This window comes from Streptomyces albus subsp. albus (assembly GCF_000719865.1).
Classification (GTDB): Bacteria; Actinomycetota; Actinomycetes; order Streptomycetales; family Streptomycetaceae; genus Streptomyces; species Streptomyces albus_E.
The window spans coordinates 1-16,646 of sequence record NZ_JOID01000053.1 but is presented as its reverse complement, the minus strand read 5'-3'; the positions used below and the strand labels follow the sequence as shown (position 1 = coordinate 16,646).

15 protein-coding genes and 1 other RNA gene are annotated in these 16,646 nt (G+C 72.8%); 14 read left to right on the top strand and 2 right to left on the bottom strand.

The window, feature by feature from the left end:
* Positions 1 to 123: 123 nt before the first annotated feature.
* Positions 124 to 1,230, top strand: a complete 1,107-nt coding sequence (prfB, locus tag IF83_RS0128845) for a peptide chain release factor 2 (protein ID WP_030549223.1) — start codon at positions 124 to 126, stop codon at positions 1,228 to 1,230.
* A 330-nt stretch (positions 1,231 to 1,560) separates the two neighbouring features.
* On the top strand, positions 1,561 to 2,466 hold the full coding sequence (locus IF83_RS0128840) for a hypothetical protein (protein ID WP_030549222.1): 906 nt from the start codon (positions 1,561 to 1,563) through the stop codon (positions 2,464 to 2,466).
* A gap of 241 nt (positions 2,467 to 2,707) precedes the next feature.
* Here IF83_RS0128840 and IF83_RS0128835 read toward each other — a convergent pair whose 3' ends face one another.
* The gene (locus tag IF83_RS0128835) at positions 2,708 to 2,899 is read right to left on the bottom strand and encodes a hypothetical protein (RefSeq protein ID WP_030549219.1); all 192 of its coding nucleotides are present in this window, start codon (positions 2,897 to 2,899) and stop codon (positions 2,708 to 2,710) included.
* Positions 2,900 to 3,239: 340 nt separating this feature from the next.
* On the opposite strand from IF83_RS0128835, the gene ftsE reads away from it, so the two are divergent.
* The 5 genes from ftsE to ssrA all read left to right on the top strand — a co-directional run bounded on the left by ftsE (position 3,240) and on the right by ssrA (position 7,204).
* The gene (ftsE, locus tag IF83_RS0128830; protein WP_030549217.1) at positions 3,240 to 3,929 is read left to right on the top strand and encodes a cell division ATP-binding protein FtsE; all 690 of its coding nucleotides are present in this window, start codon (positions 3,240 to 3,242) and stop codon (positions 3,927 to 3,929) included.
* A 42-nt stretch (positions 3,930 to 3,971) separates the two neighbouring features.
* Positions 3,972 to 4,883, top strand: a complete 912-nt coding sequence (ftsX, locus tag IF83_RS0128825; protein ID WP_030549216.1) for a permease-like cell division protein FtsX — start codon at positions 3,972 to 3,974, stop codon at positions 4,881 to 4,883.
* Positions 4,884 to 4,950: 67 nt separating this feature from the next.
* Positions 4,951 to 6,132 (top strand): S41 family peptidase, encoded by a 1,182-nt coding sequence (locus IF83_RS0128820; protein WP_030549214.1) that lies wholly within the window; start codon positions 4,951 to 4,953, stop codon positions 6,130 to 6,132.
* Positions 6,133 to 6,150: 18 nt separating this feature from the next.
* Complete coding sequence (gene smpB / locus IF83_RS0128815) at positions 6,151 to 6,657, top strand: SsrA-binding protein SmpB (protein ID WP_030549212.1); 507 nt, start codon at positions 6,151 to 6,153, stop codon at positions 6,655 to 6,657.
* A gap of 168 nt (positions 6,658 to 6,825) precedes the next feature.
* Positions 6,826 to 7,204, top strand: a transfer-messenger RNA (tmRNA) gene (gene ssrA / locus IF83_RS32730).
* A 100-nt stretch (positions 7,205 to 7,304) separates the two neighbouring features.
* Here the strand turns inward: ssrA and IF83_RS0128810 are convergent.
* The gene (locus tag IF83_RS0128810; RefSeq protein ID WP_279617238.1) at positions 7,305 to 8,795 is read right to left on the bottom strand and encodes an MFS transporter; all 1,491 of its coding nucleotides are present in this window, start codon (positions 8,793 to 8,795) and stop codon (positions 7,305 to 7,307) included.
* An 84-nt stretch (positions 8,796 to 8,879) separates the two neighbouring features.
* On the opposite strand from IF83_RS0128810, the gene IF83_RS0128805 reads away from it, so the two are divergent.
* From IF83_RS0128805 to IF83_RS0128775, 7 genes are all read left to right on the top strand, one after another.
* The gene (locus tag IF83_RS0128805; RefSeq protein WP_030549209.1) at positions 8,880 to 9,851 is read left to right on the top strand and encodes a LysR family transcriptional regulator; all 972 of its coding nucleotides are present in this window, start codon (positions 8,880 to 8,882) and stop codon (positions 9,849 to 9,851) included.
* 206 nt (positions 9,852 to 10,057) lie between these two features.
* Positions 10,058 to 11,437, top strand: a complete 1,380-nt coding sequence (locus tag IF83_RS0128800; protein WP_030549208.1) for a nitrate/nitrite transporter — start codon at positions 10,058 to 10,060, stop codon at positions 11,435 to 11,437.
* A gap of 244 nt (positions 11,438 to 11,681) precedes the next feature.
* The gene (locus IF83_RS0128795) at positions 11,682 to 12,920 is read left to right on the top strand and encodes a uroporphyrinogen-III synthase (RefSeq protein WP_078843998.1); all 1,239 of its coding nucleotides are present in this window, start codon (positions 11,682 to 11,684) and stop codon (positions 12,918 to 12,920) included.
* A gap of 61 nt (positions 12,921 to 12,981) precedes the next feature.
* On the top strand, positions 12,982 to 13,725 hold the full coding sequence (locus IF83_RS31420; RefSeq protein ID WP_051723512.1) for a hypothetical protein: 744 nt from the start codon (positions 12,982 to 12,984) through the stop codon (positions 13,723 to 13,725).
* A gap of 342 nt (positions 13,726 to 14,067) precedes the next feature.
* The gene (locus IF83_RS0128785) at positions 14,068 to 14,745 is read left to right on the top strand and encodes a CGNR zinc finger domain-containing protein (protein WP_030549205.1); all 678 of its coding nucleotides are present in this window, start codon (positions 14,068 to 14,070) and stop codon (positions 14,743 to 14,745) included.
* Between the two features lie 479 nt (positions 14,746 to 15,224).
* Complete coding sequence (locus tag IF83_RS0128780; protein ID WP_030549204.1) at positions 15,225 to 15,812, top strand: sigma-70 family RNA polymerase sigma factor; 588 nt, start codon at positions 15,225 to 15,227, stop codon at positions 15,810 to 15,812.
* The gene (locus IF83_RS0128775) at positions 15,809 to 16,579 is read left to right on the top strand and encodes a zf-HC2 domain-containing protein (protein WP_030549203.1); all 771 of its coding nucleotides are present in this window, start codon (positions 15,809 to 15,811) and stop codon (positions 16,577 to 16,579) included. The genes IF83_RS0128780 and IF83_RS0128775 overlap by 4 nt, the downstream gene beginning before the upstream one ends.
* The last annotated feature ends 67 nt before the right edge of the window (positions 16,580 to 16,646 follow it).

The following is a 16,646-nucleotide window of genomic DNA, read 5'->3' as shown; positions in this document are numbered from 1 at the left end:
CCCCCGGCGGCCCGGCCGTACCCGCCGGAGCGGCCCGGGCCACCGGCGCCCCCTGAGCCCCGCGCGGGCGCCCCGCCCCCGCCTCTGCGTGGTCCCGGACGGGAAGCCGTTAGGCTGGGGGGCGTGGCAGTCGTCGATGTATCCGAAGAGCTGAAGTCCCTCTCCTCGACCATGGAGTCGATCGAGGCCGTCCTGGACCTCGACCGGATGAGGGCCGATATCGCCGAGCTGGAGGAGCAGGCGGCGGCCCAGGACCTCTGGGACGACGTCGAGAACGCGCAGAAGGTCACCAGCAAGCTGTCCTATCTGCAGGGCCAGCTCCGCCGGGCCGAGGAGCTGCGCGGCCGGATCGACGACCTCTCGGTCCTCTTCGAGCTGGCCGAGTCGGAGGACGACGCGGACACCCGCGAGGAGGCCGAGAACGAGCTCCGCGCGGTCCGCAAGGCCGTCGAGGAGATGGAGGTCCGCACCCTCCTGTCCGGCGAGTACGACGCCCGCGAGGCGCTCGTCAACATCCGCGCCGAGGCGGGTGGCGTGGACGCCGCCGACTTCGCCGAGCAGCTCCAGCGGATGTATCTGCGCTGGGCCGAGCGGCACGGCTACAAGACCGAGGTCTACGAGACGTCCTACGCCGAAGAGGCCGGGATCAAGTCGACGACCTTCGCCGTCCAGGCGCCGTACGCCTACGGCACCCTCTCGGTCGAGCAGGGCACGCACCGGCTGGTGCGCATCTCGCCGTTCGACAACCAGGGCCGCCGGCAGACCTCCTTCGCGGGGGTCGAGGTGCTCCCGGTGGTCGAGCAGACCGACCACATCGACATCGACGAGTCCGACCTCCGCGTGGACGTCTACCGCTCCTCCGGACCGGGCGGCCAGGGCGTCAACACGACCGACTCCGCGGTCCGGCTGACCCACATCCCGACCGGCATCGTCGTCTCCTGCCAGAACGAGCGCTCGCAGATCCAGAACAAGGCCAGCGCCATGAACGTCCTCCAGGCGAAGCTGCTGGAGCGGCGCCGGCAGGAGGAGCAGGCCAAGATGGACGCCCTCAAGGGCGAGGGCTCGGGCTCCTGGGGCAACCAGATGCGGTCCTACGTGCTGCACCCGTACCAGATGGTCAAGGACCTGCGCACGGAGTTCGAGGTCGGCAACCCGCAGGCCGTGCTGGACGGCGACATCGACGGCTTCATCGAGTCCGGTATCCGCTGGCGCAAGCAGCGCGAGAAGTAGCCCGCCCGGCGGCCGCGGCAACCGGCCCCGGGACCGCGCGGAGAATATAGGTGAACGCTCAACTGCCGCCCCGGGGGCGGCAGTTGCCGTTTTCGTCACAGTTCTGTGCGCGCCCGCGGTCCAAGTGGTCACGCAACGGACATAGCGCGCTCAACGCGCTTGACGCTGCTGTGAATCTTGGGAAGGGTGACGCTCGGCATGCCCATGTCTGGGCGCGGGCGCGAAGGGGGCGGACGGGGCGAGAGTCCCGCGTCACTCCTACCCACTACGACCAACAGCCCATACATGGCTGCTCCACTGACGAGATCAGCTACTGGGGGTAGCAGCTAGATGACAAAGAAGATGCGGTTGCGCGTTGCGCGCATAACCGCCGGCGCGGTGATCGCTGCCGGTGCCTCCCTGACCGCCGCGGGGGCCGCACAGGCCGTCGGCGTCGACGTCGAGATCGGCAAGCTCAGCACCAAGGCGTCCGTGGAGAACGGGAACGTCGAGGTCAGTATCCAGAACGAAGACGACCCCTGCGACCTGCTCCCCTCGGAGTGCGAGGGCGACGACGGCGGTGCCGACGGCGGCGCCGATGGCGGTGCCATCGGTGGTGGTATCGGCGGCAGTGACGGCGGTGCCGATGGTGGCGCCGACGGAGGCGCTGACGGTGGTGGCATCGGCGGCGGTGACGGCGGTGCCGATGGTGGCGCCGATGGTGGTGCCGACGGTGGTGGCATCGGTGGTGGCATCGGTGGTGGCATCGGCGGCGGCGACGGTGGTGCCGATGGTGGCGCTGACGGCGGTGCCGATGGTGGCGCTGACGGTGGTGGCATCGGCGGCGGTATCGGTGGTGGCATCGGCGGCGGTGACGGCGGTGGTGACGGCGGCGCCGACAACGGCGGCTCCGGCAACAACGGCGGTTCCGGCAACGGCGGTGGCACCGGCGGCGACGGCGGCGGTGACAACGGCGGTTCCGGCAACACCGGCGGCACCGGCGGCAACACCGGCGGGGGCAACAACCCCGGCCCCGACACCGGCGGCAACATCGACACCGGTATCGACGAGGGCACCGACACCAACAACATCGGCTCGCAGCCGGTCGAGCAGGGCGAGGCCAAGGAGGAGCTGGCGGAGACCGGCGCCTCCGAGACCGCGTTCCTGCTCATCGGTGCCGCGACCATGATCGCCGGCGGCATCGGCTTCCGCTTCCTGCCGCAGATCGTGGCCGGCCGCGGTGGCGCCGCTGCCTGACCGGGCGGTCCGCCCCGTCACTGAGCACGGCACACGCCCGCCACAGGGCACCTGAGAACGGCCGAGGGCCCCGGAACGCAGCCGGCGTTCCGGGGCCCTCGTGTTCGTTCGTCCGGGAGTTCCGGGAGTTCCGTGAGTCCCTGGGAGTTCCGTGAGTCGTTCAGGCCGGTTCCGGCCGGTGGGGAGACCCGCTCCCGGCGGCCGGAGGCCGGCCGCCCCGCCGGGCGGTTCGTTCACCCGCTCACGCGGTCTGCTGCGCCAGCAGGGCCACGGCGACGAGCGCGACCACCAGGGCGATCAGCGCGGCCGGGGAGAGGCCCGCCAGCGGGCCGTTCTGGTGCTGGAGCCGCTCTCTGCTGGCACGGCAGACGGCGCAGCGCCCCTCGCACACCGGGCCCGCGCAGTTGGCGCACACCAGTCGGTCGCATGTCATGCGATCTCCTCCTCACGGGGGCCAACGCCCGGGGGAGCGCTTCCGTTCCCCCTACCACTGTGCCAGCTTCCCGGCGATCCGGCGCACCAGGAGGAGACCGGAAGGACACCGAAGGCCGCCGGAGGGAGCCGCCGGAAGGCCGCCGGGACGCCACGGGCGGCGAAATGCCGCCGCTATGGCCCGGTTTATTCCCGATGGTCCCGTGAATCGCCGCTCGGACGAGGGCGACGACTGCACGACTCCGCCGGGTTCGCGTATGGTCACGCTCACCGGCGGGCGCCGCAGCTGGTCTGTACGGCGTCCCGCGTCCCCTCTCTACAAGGTCGACCGTGGTGCACCCGTGATCCGATTCGACAACGTATCCAAGTCCTACCCGAAGCAGACGAGGCCCGCGCTGCGGGATGTCTCGCTGGAGGTCGAGAAGGGCGAATTCGTCTTCCTCGTGGGCTCCTCAGGCTCGGGCAAGTCCACCTTCCTGCGGCTGCTGCTCCGCGAGGAGCGGGCGACCACCGGCTCGGTGCACGTCCTGGGCAAGGACCTGGCGCGGCTCTCCAACTGGAAGGTGCCGCAGATGCGCCGCCAGCTGGGCACCGTCTTCCAGGACTTCCGGCTGCTCCCCAACAAGACGGTCGGGGAGAACGTCGCCTTCGCCCTCGAAGTGATCGGCAAGCCGCGCGCGCAGATCCGCAAGACGGTCCCCGAGGTGCTCGACCTGGTCGGGCTCGGCGGCAAGGAGGACCGGATGCCGGGCGAGCTCTCCGGCGGTGAGCAGCAGCGGGTGGCGATCGCCCGGGCGTTCGTCAACCGGCCGATGCTGCTGATCGCGGACGAGCCGACGGGCAACCTCGACCCGCAGACCTCGGTCGGCATCATGAAGCTGCTGGACCGGATCAACCGGACCGGTACGACCGTGGTGATGGCGACCCACGACCAGCAGATCGTCGACCAGATGCGCAAGCGCGTCATCGAGCTCGAGAAGGGCCGGCTGGTGCGCGACCAGTCGCGCGGTGTCTACGGCTACGCGCACTGAGTGACCACACCGTAGCCGCGGGCCACACCCTGAAAGGACATCATGCGCGCCCAGTTCGTCCTGTCGGAGATCAGCGTCGGTCTCCGTCGCAATCTCACGATGACCTTCGCCGTCATCGTCTCCGTCGCCCTCTCGCTCGGCCTGTTCGGCGCCTCCCTGCTGATGCGCGACCAGGTCGACACCATGAAGGGCTACTGGTACGACAAGGTCAACGTCTCGATCTTCCTCTGCAATAAAAACGACGCGGAGACCGACCCCAACTGCGCCAAGGGCGCGGTCACGGCGGACCAGAAGAAGGAGATCGAGGCCGAGCTGCAGAGGATGCCGGTCGTCGACACCGTCCACCACGAGTCGAGCGATCAGGCGTACAAGCATTACAAGGAGCAGTTCGGCGACTCCCCGCTGGCCTCCTCGCTCACCCCGGACCAGATGCAGGAGTCGTACCGGGTCAAGCTGAAGGACCCGGAGAAGTACCAGGTCATCAAGAGCGCCTTCTCGGCCCGTCCCGGTGTGCAGGCGGTGGAGGACCAACGGGATGTGCTCGACAACCTCTTCAACCTGCTGAACGGCATGAACATCGCGGCACTCGTGGTGATGGCGCTGATGCTGATCGTGGCGCTGATGCTGATCGTCAACACGGTGCGGGTCTCGGCGTTCAGCCGGCGCCGGGAGACCGGCATCATGCGGCTGGTCGGGGCGTCGGGCTTCTACATCCAGATGCCGTTCATCATGGAGGCCGCCATCGCGGGCCTCATCGGCGCCGCCTTCGCCTCCGTGCTGCTGGTGTTCGGGAAGTTCTTCCTCGTCGACAACTGGCTGGCGGAGCGGATCGACCTGATCAACTTCATCGGCTGGGACGTGGTCCTCGCCAAGCTGCCGCTGGTGCTGGCGATCGGTCTCCTCATGCCCGCGGTCGCCGCCTTCTTCGCCCTGCGCAAGTACCTCAAGGTGTGATGTTCGTCCAAGGCGCCGTACGGTCAACTCCCCGTACGGCGCTTCGGCGTCGCTTAGACTCACCGGCATGTCGGGCTCGTCGATGTTCGTCCCGCCCCGCCGCCTTCGTCGCGGCGTGGCCCTGACATTGGTTCTCGGCGGTGTCCTCGTCACCGGCGGCGTCTCCGGCGTCTGGCGTGACGGCGACACCCGCGAGCACCGGCCGGTACGGGCCGGTGCGGTCGCGGACGCGTCCGGGCCCGGTGAAACCGCGCTCGCCGAGGCGGCGGAGGCCGCCATGGCCGCGGGCGAGTCCGGGAGCGACGCCGCCGAGGAGGTCGTCAGCCGCAGCGGCGACCGCTGGTCCGCCGTCTACAGCGCCGGGGAGTACGAGGGCCTGCGGCAGAGCCTGGACGGCTGGTACGTCGGCGTCGGCATCTGGGTGCGGCACGACGCCGAAGGACGGATCGAGGTGGCGCGGGCCCTGCCCGGCAGCCCCGCCGACCGGGCCGGCGTCAGACCCGGGGACCGGCTCCGCGCCATCGACGGCGAGAAGACCGGCGGGCAGCCCGTCACCGAGGTCGTCTCCCTGCTCCGCGGCGACGAACGGGGCGCCGAGGAGGGCAGCTCCGTGAAGCTGGACCTGGAGCGCGGCGACCGCCGCTGGCGGGAGACCCTGACCCGGGCCAGGCTGGCCGCCGAGAGCGTCACCACCCGGACCGCGGCGGACGGCACCACGCTGATCGAGGTCGGCTCCTTCACCAAGGGGTCCGGCGAGGAGGTCCTCCGCGCGGTGCGGAAGGCCCGCGACGGCGCCGGCGTCCTGCTCGATCTGCGGGGCAACCCCGGAGGGCTGGTCGCCGAGGCGGTGACCGCGGCCTCCGCCTTCCTGGACGGCGGCCTGGTCGCCACCTACGACATGCACGGCGAGCAGCGGGCCCTGCACGCGCAGGAGGGGGAGGCCGCCGAAGGGCTGCCGCTGGTCGTCCTGGTGGACGGCGGCACCATGAGCTCCGCCGAGCTGCTGGCCGGAGCCCTGCAGGACCGCGGCCGGGCGGTCGTCGTGGGGTCGGAGACCTTCGGCAAGGGCTCGGTGCAGATGCCCGAGGAGCTGCCGGACGGCTCGGTCGCCGAGCTGACCGTCGGCCACTACCGGACGCCCTCCGGGCGGACCGTGGACGGTGAGGGGATCACCCCCGACCTGGTGGCCCGGGAGGGCGCCGAGGAGCGGGCCAGGACGGTATTGACTGGCCTCGCGGGTGCCTCGTAGTGCGAGAATGACCGCGCTATGGCAAAAACCAACAAGGCTAAAGAGAAGGCCAAGGAGTCGGGCCGCAAACTCGTCGCGCAGAACAAGAAGGCGCGGCACGACTACACCATCCTGGACACCTACGAGTGCGGTCTGGTGCTGACCGGCACCGAGGTCAAGTCACTGCGGCAGGGGCGGGCCTCCCTGGTGGACGGCTTCGTCCAGCTGGACGGCGGCGAGGCCTGGCTGCACAACGTGCACATCCCCGAGTACACCCAGGGCACCTGGACCAACCACGCGGCCCGGCGGAAGCGGAAGCTGCTGCTGCACCGCGAGGAGATCGACAAGCTGGAGCGGAAGTCGCAGGAGAGCGGGCACACCATCGTCCCGCTGCAGCTGTACTTCAAGGAGGGCCGGGCCAAGGTCGAGATCGCGCTGGCCAAGGGCAAGAAGGAGTACGACAAGCGGCAGACGCTGCGCGAGAAGCAGGACCGGCGCGAGACGGACCGGGCGATCTCGGCGGTCCGGCGGCGCCAGCGGGCCTGAGCGGCGCGGGGCCCGAGCGGCGGGGGGTGAGGCCACGCGGGGCGTGGCGCGGATCACGCCCATCGGGGGCCGGGCGGGAATGATCTGGCTCCCGCGTCGGTTGTTGACGTACGATGGACCACAGCGCCACCGGGTGTTCCGCACCGGGTGTGCTTGTCAAATCAACATGGGGATGATCGGTTTCGACAGCGGATGTCGAGGCAGGGGAAGCGAGCCGAGGAAGCGGCAATGATCTCGTAAACCATATGTCGCAAAAAATAATCGCCAACACCAAGCGCGATTCCTTCGCCCTCGCTGCCTGATCTAACAGACAGCGACTCTGCGGAGTGTCAGCCCGGGCTCGATCCCGTCCCGGAACCTGGCATCAGCTAGGGATCTAAACCACCGGCTCCGGCCACGGGGGCCGGTGGGAAATCAAACAGTGGCTGAGCCCGTCGGAGACTTGTTCGCGTGATCTCCGGGGCCGAGAAAATCGCAGCGAACTGCGCTCGGAGAAGCCCTGTTTCCGCACCGTTGGACGCGGGTTCGATTCCCGCCATCTCCACCATCCCATGCGCCGAAGGCCCCGCTGATTCCAGCGGGGCCTTCGGCGTTCCCGGGCTCCGCGTTCCCGGGCGCCGAGCGGGCGCCCGGGCGCGGTACGGCGCTCACACCCGGCGCAGCCGGGGGAGTCCCGCCAGGGCCGCCAGCAGCGCCAGACCTCCGGCCGCCACCGGAGCCCAGTAGGCGCCGGGGGCGCCCCACCGGTCGGCGAGTTGACCGCCGGCCGCCGCGCCGGCCGCGATACCGGTCAGCAGGCCGGTGTAGGCGGTGGTCATGCCCTCGTTGAGCCGGCCGTCCGGGACGAGCCGCTGGACGAGGGACATCCCGGTGACCATGGTCGGGGCGGTGGCCATGCCCGCCACGAACAGCAGCACGGCCAGCAGGGGCAGACTCCCGGCGGCCGTCAGCGGAGTCACGCAGACCGCCATCGCCGCCACCCCCGCGGCCAGGCGCACGGCCGGGGACCCCGACAGCCGGAGCGCGCCGAACGCCAGCCCCGCCACCCCGGAACCGGCCGCCTGGAGCGCCAGCACGAGACCGGCGGCCGCCGAGCCGCCGCCGAGGGCCTGCACGGCCGCGACCGTCGCGACCTCCATGGAGCCGAAGAGGGCGCCGGTCGCCGTGAAGACCATGAGGACGGCCGGGAAGCCGGGTGCCCGCAGCGGTCCCCGGGAGGTGCCGGGCCGCTGTGCCCGCACGCGTGGTTCGGTGCCGCGCCGGCTCGCGAAGAGCAGCATGCCCCCGGTCAGGAGCACGGCGGCGGTCAGCAGCCCGGCCTCCGGGAACACCGTCGTGCACAGCACCATCGCGAGCACCGGCCCGATCATGAAACACAGCTCGTCGACGACCTGTTCGAAGGAGTTGGCGGTGTGCCGCGCCTCGGCGTCGTCCCCGTGCAGGGCCGCCCAGCGGGCCCGGGTCATCGCCCCCACGCTCGGTATGCCCGCGTTGCCCGCGCAGCACAGGAACAGCGCCCAGGCGGGGGCGCCGTACCGGACGCACAGCAGCATCGCGGCCGTGCCGAGGGCGAAGACGAGGGTGGCGGGCACGGCCACCCTCGTCTGCCCGAGCCGGTCCACCAGCCGCCCGAGCAGCGGCCCGGTGACGGCGGTGACGGTGACGTTGACGGCGGAGACGGCGCCGGCCAGGGCGTAGGAGTCCCGGACGAGGGCCAGCATGACGACCGTGGAGACCCCGAGCATGGAGGTGGCCAGCCGCCCCGGGAAGGCGGCGAGGGTGAAGGCCAGGGCGCCGGAGGGAGCGAAGAGCCGCCGGTACGGGGAGAACGGCCCGGACCGCCTGCTGCTCCTCCCCGCCGGCGGGCCGTGGCCGTCGGCGGCGCCACCGGTCCCGTCTCCGGCCCCGCCACCGCTGCCACCGCCGGTCCCTCCGGCTTCCGGTCCGGCGCCGCCCGCCTCCACGCCGCCGTCCCCGGCAGACCTCCCACCCCCGACGCCCACATCCCGGGCGCCCGGGACCGTGGCGTCGGTCCGGGCGGCGGGAGCCACGGCGGGAGCAGGGGCGGCGGGAGGGGTGTCCGGCCGGGGCATCGTCCGGCGGTCCACCACGGGGCGCGAGGCGAGGAAGAGGATCACCCCGCCACGGTGGCCGCCGGGGCCCGCGGGGGTCCAACACTTTCTCGCTCGCATTCACACCACCCGCGTTGTCAAACTGGGCGGATGCCCCGGGACATCGACCCGCGCCTGCTGCGCGCCTTCGCCGCCGTCGCGGAAGAGTTGCACTTCACCCGGGCCGCGGCCCGGCTCTATGTCGCCCAGCAGGCGCTCAGCCGCGACATCCGGCGGCTGGAACGCGGGCTCGGCACCGAGCTCTTCGTCCGCACCACGCGCAGCGTCGAACTGACGGCCGCCGGGAAACGCCTGCTGCCGTACGCACGGCGCGTGCTGGAGGCCCATGACGATCTGATCGCCGCGTGTTCCGAGGCGGAGGCGGACCGGCCGCTTCTCGTCGACATCGGGGAGCGCGTGTCGACCGGCAACCTGGTCCTGGAGGAGGCCCGCCGGATCGCGCCGGCCGCCGGCCCCGAGTTCTACGCCTGCTACCACTCCGGACTGATCGGCGCGGCGGCCGATCTCCTCGCGGGCCGGCTCGACGTGTCCTTCGGCCGGATCGCCGGCCTCGACCCGGCCGTCCGCGCCCGGCTGGACCACCTGCCCGTCCGGTTCGAGCCGATGGCCGTGGTGCTGCCGGCCGCCCATCGCCTCGCGGCACTCCCCGAGGTCCCGCTCGGCGCGCTCGCGGGGGAGAGCGTCTACGCGGCGGCGGGGAACGACGCGACGGCCGAGTGGACCGATCTCGCCGAGCGGCTCTTCGCGGGCCGGGGCATCGCCGTCGCGCCGCCGCTGCCGCCGATCCAGGGCCGGGAGGAGTTCATCCGCGTGATGGGCAAGCTGGGCCGGCCCGTCCTCGCGACGTCCCAGTTCATCGACATGCCGGGGGCTGTGCTGCGGCCGCTCACCGACCCCGTGCCGCTGTCGCCGGTCTCGATGGTGTGGCGCCGCGGAGGCCGCCATCCCGGGCTCGATCTCCTGCGGGCGGCGGCGGAGCGCCTCGCCGCCCGGCGCGCCTGGCTGGTGCGGCCGTCCGGGTCCTGGCTCCCGGACGTGGACGAGGCCGCCATGTCCCGCTGACCGGAAGCCCGCCCCGGACGGCTGCCGGCCCGGCCCGCCGCGCGGGGGCGCGGCCCCCGGCGCTCACACGGAGCGCGGCCGGCGGGTGAGAGCAAGGTTGCGTGACGGTCACCTGGCGCCATGGCCGTGAAACGCGCCGTCCCTAGCGTCGGACGCACGGTGCCGGCGGCACGACCCGGCCCCGTCCCGACACCTGTGGAGGCGTGATGACGGCCGCGACGACCGCGCACAAGGGAGGCCGCTGGATCGAGCGGTGGGATCCCGAGAACGAGCGCTTCTGGGAGGCGGAGGGCAAGCACATCGCCAAACGGAACCTGATCTTCTCGGTGATGTCCGAGCACATCGGGTTCTCCGTGTGGAGCATGTTCTCGGTCCTGGCCCTGTTCATGGGGCCCGAGTACGGGGTCGACCCGGCCGGGAAGTTCTTCCTGGTGGCGGTCGCCAGCCTCACCGGTGCGACGCTGCGGGTGCCCTACGGCTTCGCGGTCGCCCGGTTCGGCGGCCGCAACTGGACGGTCTTCAGCGCGGCGCTGCTGCTGGTGCCCACCGTCGCCCTGTTCATCGTCATGGAGCCCGGCACCTCCTACTCGACCTTCATGCTGGTCGCCGTGCTCACCGGGGTCGGCGGCGCCAACTTCGCCTCCTCCATGACCAACATCAACAGCTTCTACCCGCTGCGCCTGAAGGGCTGGGCGCTGGGGATGAACGCCGGCGGCGGCAACATCGGGGTCGCCGTGGTCCAGCTCCTGGGCCTGCTGATCATCGCGATCGCCGGCGCGGCCAACCCGCGCCTCCTGCTCGGCGTCTACATCCCGCTGATCATCGCGGCCACCGTGTGCAGCGCGCTGTACATGAACAACCTCGGCCCGGTGAAGAACGACGGCGGAGCGGCCCGGGAGGCCGTGAAGGACGGCCACACCTGGATCATGTCCTTCCTCTACATCGGCACCTTCGGCTCCTTCATCGGCTACAGCTTCGCCTTCGGCCTGGTACTCACCGCGCAGTTCGGCCGCACTCCCCTCCAGGCCGCCTCACTGACCTTCATCGGCCCGCTCCTCGGCTCACTGATCCGCCCCGTCGGCGGAAAGCTGGCGGACCGGCTCGGCGGCGCCCGGGTCACGCTGTGGAACTTCGTACTGATGACGGCCGCGGCCGGCGTGATCGTCACCGCGTCCTTCCAGGCGTCGCTGCCGCTGTTCATCGGCGGCTTCATCGTCCTCTTCGTCCTCACCGGCCTCGGCAACGGCTCCACCTACAAGATGATCCCGGGCATCCACCGGGCCAAGGCCGCCGCCAAGGGCCTCACCGGCGAGGCGGCGGACGTCCACGCCCGGCGGCTGTCCGGCGCCTCCATGTCGCTGATCGGCGCGGTCGGGGCATTCGGCGGCCTCGGGATCAACCTCGCCCTGCGCCAGTCCTTCCTCGGCTCGCAGTCCGGCACCACGGCCTTCGTCGTCTTCCTCGGCTACTACGTGGTGTGTGCGGCCGTGACCTGGGCCGTATACCTCCGGAGGCCGGTGGCCGCCCCGGAGCCGGCCGGCCGCGCGGAGCAGCCGCGGCAACAGCCCGTCTACGCGGAGGTGTGAGACCCCTGCGCGCGCGGTCCGGTGCGGTCCGGGCCGCGCGCGCCGCGGTCACCGCGTAACACCGGTGACATCCGGCCGAACCGACACGGACACCGGACCTTGGGAGGATGGGAGTACGGCCCGGCCGGCCGCCGCGCGCGGACGGACCGGGCGTCGGAAGCCCCGGCCACCCCGGCCACCCCGCCCATCCCGACCGGACCGGACCGGACCGAGCAGAACCCCCAGCTGAGCGAGGCAGACCCCCATGCAGGACCCGACCCCGCAGCCCTCACCCCCGGGCGCCACCCGCCCGGGCGGCCCGGAGCCGGACGCCCCCGGGCCCGCCGCCGTCCCCACCCCCACCCCCGCGCCCGGCCCGCTGGCCGGGTTCACCGTCGGCATCACCGCCGCCCGGCGCGCCGGGGAACTGGGCGCGCTGCTGGAGCGCCGCGGCGCCGCCGTGCTGCACGCCCCGGCGATCCGCATCGTGCCCCTGCCGGACGACACCGAACTGCTCGCCGCCACCAAGGACTTGATCGCCGACGCCCCCGACGTCGTCGTCGCCACCACGGCCATCGGCTTCCGCGGCTGGATCGAGGCGGCCGACGGCTGGGGGCTCGGCGAGGAGCTGACCGCCCGGCTGCGCGGGGTGGAACTCCTCGCCCGCGGGCCCAAGGTGCGCGGTGCCATCCGCGCCGCCGGGCTGACCGAGTCCTGGTCGCCGGCGTCGGAGTCGATGGCGGAGGTCCTGGACCGGCTGCTCGCCGAGGGCGTCGCGGACCGCCGGCTGGCCGTCCAGCTGCACGGCGAGCCGCTGCCCGGCTTCGTCGAGGCGCTGCGCGAGGCGGGCGCGGAGGTCGTCGGCGTGCCCGTGTACCGCTGGCTGCCGCCGGAGGACATCGGGCCCGTCGACCGGCTGCTGGACGCCGCGGTCGCCCGCTCCCTGGACGCCGTCACCTTCACCAGCGCGCCCGCCGTGGCCGGACTGCTCGAACGCGCCCGCGAACGGGGCCTGCTGGAGCCGCTGCTGGAGGCGCTGCGCCAGGACGTGCTGGCCGCCTGCGTGGGACCGGTGACGGCGATGCCGCTGCTGGAGCACGGCGTGCAGGCCGCCCGCCCGGAACGCTTCCGGCTCGGCCCGCTGGTGCAGTTGCTCTGCCGGGAACTCCCGGCCCGGGCCGGCGTGCTGCCGGTCGCGGGCCACCGGCTCGGTATCCGGGGGCACGCCGTCCTGGTCGACGACGAGCTGCGCGCCGTGCCGCCCGCGGGCATGGCGCTGCTGCGGGCGCTGGCCCGCCGTCCCGGCTGGGTCGTCTCCCGGGCCGAACTGCTGCGCGCGCTGCCGGGGGCGGGCCGCGACGAGCACGCCGTGGAGACGGCGATGGCCCGGCTCCGTACGGCGCTGGGCGCGCCCAAGCTGATCCAGACGGTGGTCAAGCGCGGCTACCGGCTGGCGCTGGACACCGCGTCCGACGCCAAGTACGCGGAGGTCGCGGAGAGTTGACGCTCCGGTGACATCCCCGGGCGCCCGGGCGGCGGCGGTCGCGGGGTCTTAAGCTCGTGCCATGTCGCAGCAGCAGCCATCCGCCGCCGGTCCGCCGGACCCCGGCCGGTACCAGCAGGGCCAGGGGTACGGCCAGGGCCGGCAGTACGAGGGGTACGGCCGGGGTCAGGGATACGGCCAGGGCCACGTCCCGCCCGTGCCGCCCGCACCGGCCGAGCCGTCGCCGTATCCCAGCGGGCCGTCGCCGTACCCCGGCGGGCCGTCGCCGCACTCCGGCGGCCCGGCGCCGTACGGGGCCGGCCCGCCCGCCGGGTACGGCCCCGTCCCCGGGCCGCCCCCGGGACAGCCCGGATACCCCGGCGGCCCCGCGCAGCCCGCCCAGCCGGGATACCCCGGTCACCCGGCTCAGCCGTACGCGTACGGTCCGAACGGCCACGCGCCGGCGACCATGCCCGGCGTGCTCCGCGCGGCCCAGGTGATCCTCTTCGTCGCCATGGGCCTGGCGTTCGTCGCCGTTGTGGTGGCCTCCGCCATGGCGGGTGCCGAGGCCTCGGGCCGGGCGATCGGCTCCGCCCTTCCGGTCATCGGCGCCTTCATCTGCGCGCTCCGGTTCAACAGCGGGGGCAGCGGGGTCCGGGTGACCGCCATCGTCTTCACCTCGCTCATGATCCTCTTCGGTATGGGGCAAGCGGGGAACGGCAACCCGGCCGGTCTGCTCTGGGCGCTGCTCGCCATCCCGGCGCTGGTGCTGATGTGCCTGCGGCCCTCGGGCGCCTGGTTCGACCGCGCCCGGCAGTACGGCTGACGCCCGGCCCCGGCCGCGCCCGGTCCGCATGCGCCGGGGGCGCCGCCGCACCGGCTCCCGGAGCCGGTGCGGAGCCGCCCCCGGAAAGCCCGCCGCCCTGCCGTCGGCCCGCCGCCCGTCAGCCGGCCCCGCCCGCGCCCCGGCCGGCCCGGGCCCGCCGTAACGGCTGCCGCCCGCCGCCGCCCGCGGCCCGGTGCCCCGGCCTGCCGCCCCCGGCCGCCGGCCGCCGACGGGTCCCGTCGCACGCCTGTGCCTGACGGCCCCGGGCGGGCACTCTGGGGGAGGACAACCCCCCACCGGCGCCCGCGGGCGCGCGGCACGCTCCGAAGGAGTGACAGGAACATGGCGGCGGCGGCCTCCGGCGGCCTGCGATTCGACACCGGCCGGCTCTGTCTCGACCTGGTGGCCACGGCCGCCGGGCGCCCGCGCGGGCCGGGGGAGCCGATGGAGCGCCTCGACGGACCCGAGCGGCTGCGGGCCTGGCTGACCGGGGCCGGGCTGGTCCCACCGGGCACCGCGCTCGCCGCCGACCACGAATGGCTCGACCGGTTCCGCGAACTCCGCGACGTGCTCCGCCGCCTGATCCGTGCCCAGGTGGACGGCCCGCCGGCGGACGCGGCCGGCGGCGCTGCTCCCGGTTCCGTTCCCGGCTCCGTCCTCGGCCCCGACCTGGCCCGGCTGAACGCCCTCGCCGCCCCCGCCCCCTCCGTCATCCGCGCCGTACCCGCCGCCGACGGCACCCTCGTCCGCGCGCTCGCCGGCGGCCCGGGCTGCGCGGCGCTCCTCTCCGATGTCGCGCGCGACGCCATACGGCTGCTCACCGACCCCGTGGCCCGGGGCCGGCTGCGCGAGTGCGAGGGCGACTCCTGCTCCCGCGTCTATCTCGACACCTCACGGGGCCGCCGCCGGCGCTGGTGCTCCGGCGAGACCTGCGGCAACCGGGAACGGGTCGCCCGCCACCGCCGCCGCTCCGCGTCCCCCGGCGCCACCGCCAACGCCCCCGTGCCCGGACAGAGTTGACCAACTCCCCCCTAAACGGCCGCGCTTCGGCCGGCTACCGGCCCGCTCCCGGGACCGCTGAAAGTTTTTTCCCGCGTGTTTGAGCAGCTCCCCCGCGGTCTCCGTAACTGAGGGGGAAGCGCGGGCCGGACGGGGGTGGCCGGAGGAGCGGAAGGTCCGCTCGGCGCTTCGGCGGAGAACTCCCGGGGGGAGAGACGTCACATGCGCACCACAAGTCGCCACAGGCTGCCGGAAGAAGCCGGGATCGCCGTGCTCGCGCTCAGGGCGACGGGGTGCGACGCGGATCGACAAGGACGGCTATGAAAGCGGCGACATTGGAAGCTCCTCGGACCACTGATCGGTCCCCCACGCAGGTGGTCCGAGGACTGGGCGGGGTCCCGTCGCAGACGAGGGCTGCGGGTCCCCGCCCGACCGACGGGCAGTTCACAGCAGTTGGCGTAAGCGTTTCCCCTGAACAAGCTCTCGACCGGGAGGTCCGGGTGCGCAAGGATGCGGCCGTGTCCCAAGATCGTCCTTCCAGGACCCGGCACCGCGCCGAGCGATCCCGCTCCGATGAGCCGGTGCCCGATGAAGAGCTGATGCGCGTCATCTACCGTGAGCACGCCGGCCCGTTGCTGGCGTACGTCCTCCGGCTGGTGGCGGGCGACCGCCACCGGGCCGAGGACGTCGTCCAGGAGACGCTGGTACGGGCGTGGAAGAATGTCCACCGTCTCAACCGGGCCACGGGTTCGGTGCGGCCCTGGCTGGTCACGGTGGCCAGGCGTATTGTCATCGACGGTCACCGGAGCCGGCAGGCCCGTCCTCAGGAGGTCGATCCGGCTCCTCTGGAAGTCATGCCCGCGGAGGACGAGATAGACAAGGCACTCTGGCTCATGACGCTCTCCGACGCTCTGGGCGATCTCAGCGACGCGCATCGCGAAGTACTTGTCGAGACCTACTTCAAGGGCCGTACCGTGAACGAGGCAGCAGAGACCCTCGGCATACCGAGCGGGACCGTGCGGTCCCGTGTCTTCTACGCGCTGCGCTCCATGAAGCTCGCACTCGAAGAACGAGGAGTTAGGGCATGACAGCGCCGCCCGAGCGCAATTCGGAGCACGAGGCCGTCGGCGCCTACGCCCTCGGCATTCTGGACCCGGGGGAAGCGGAGCGCTTCGAACTGCACCTGGCCGGATGCACCTACTGTGCCGCGCAGCTCGACGAGTTCATGGGGATCGAACCCCTGCTCGCCAAGCTCGCCGAGACACCCGCCGCCGCCATCCCCGACCCCGCCGTTCTGCACACCAAGCCGAGCCCGCAGGTCCTGCCGAAGCTGCTGGGCGAGGTCAACGCCCACCGGCGCAAGGCACGCCGGCGCGGCCGCTACATGCTCGCCGCCGCGGCGGCCCTCGTCCTCGGCGGTCCGCCGGTCGCGGTCTGGGCCACGGCGGGCGGTTCCGACGACGGCGGCTCCGGCAAGCAGCCGGTGCAGGTCGCCTCGGCCCAGGCCGCCTGGGAGTCGATGGACACCAAGGTCTCGGGCACCGACCCGGTCAGCAAGGTCTCGGCCACGGTCGCGACCGAGCAGAAGCCCTACGGCACGGACGTCGTGCTGGAACTGAAGAACCTCAAGGGCCCGGAGAAGTGCAGCCTCTTCGTGGTCTCCAAGAACGGCAACGAGGAGGTCGTCGGCTCCTGGTCGGTGCCGAAGTGGGGGTACGGCATCCCGGACAGCCCCGACCCCAAGGGCAAGGACCCGCTCTACGTCCACGGCACCGCCGCCATGGACGGGAACGAGATCGATCACTTCGAGGTCCGCACCTTCGCCGGGGAACGGCTGGCCACGATCAAGAACTGACCGGCCTTCCCGGAGCGCCACCCCCCACACCGCTCCACGGCGTTCCACCCCGCCCCACCCCCCACAC

Coding starts and splice junctions, on each gene's coding strand:
- IF83_RS0128835 (WP_030549219.1), bottom strand. CDS start 2,899: ATGACATGCGACCGACTGGTGTGCGCCAACTGCGCGGGCCCGGTGTGC.
- IF83_RS31420 (WP_051723512.1), top strand. CDS start 12,982: ATGTCGCAGCAGCAGCCATCCGCCGCCGGTCCGCCGGACCCCGGCCGG.
- IF83_RS0128775 (WP_030549203.1), top strand. CDS start 15,809: ATGACAGCGCCGCCCGAGCGCAATTCGGAGCACGAGGCCGTCGGCGCC.
- IF83_RS0128840 (WP_030549222.1), top strand. CDS start 1,561: ATGACAAAGAAGATGCGGTTGCGCGTTGCGCGCATAACCGCCGGCGCG.
- IF83_RS0128795 (WP_078843998.1), top strand. CDS start 11,682: ATGCAGGACCCGACCCCGCAGCCCTCACCCCCGGGCGCCACCCGCCCG.
- IF83_RS0128805 (WP_030549209.1), top strand. CDS start 8,880: ATGCCCCGGGACATCGACCCGCGCCTGCTGCGCGCCTTCGCCGCCGTC.
- IF83_RS0128800 (WP_030549208.1), top strand. CDS start 10,058: ATGACGGCCGCGACGACCGCGCACAAGGGAGGCCGCTGGATCGAGCGG.
- IF83_RS0128820 (WP_030549214.1), top strand. CDS start 4,951: ATGTCGGGCTCGTCGATGTTCGTCCCGCCCCGCCGCCTTCGTCGCGGC.
- ftsX (WP_030549216.1), top strand. CDS start 3,972: ATGCGCGCCCAGTTCGTCCTGTCGGAGATCAGCGTCGGTCTCCGTCGC.
- IF83_RS0128785 (WP_030549205.1), top strand. CDS start 14,068: ATGGCGGCGGCGGCCTCCGGCGGCCTGCGATTCGACACCGGCCGGCTC.
- smpB (WP_030549212.1), top strand. CDS start 6,151: ATGGCAAAAACCAACAAGGCTAAAGAGAAGGCCAAGGAGTCGGGCCGC.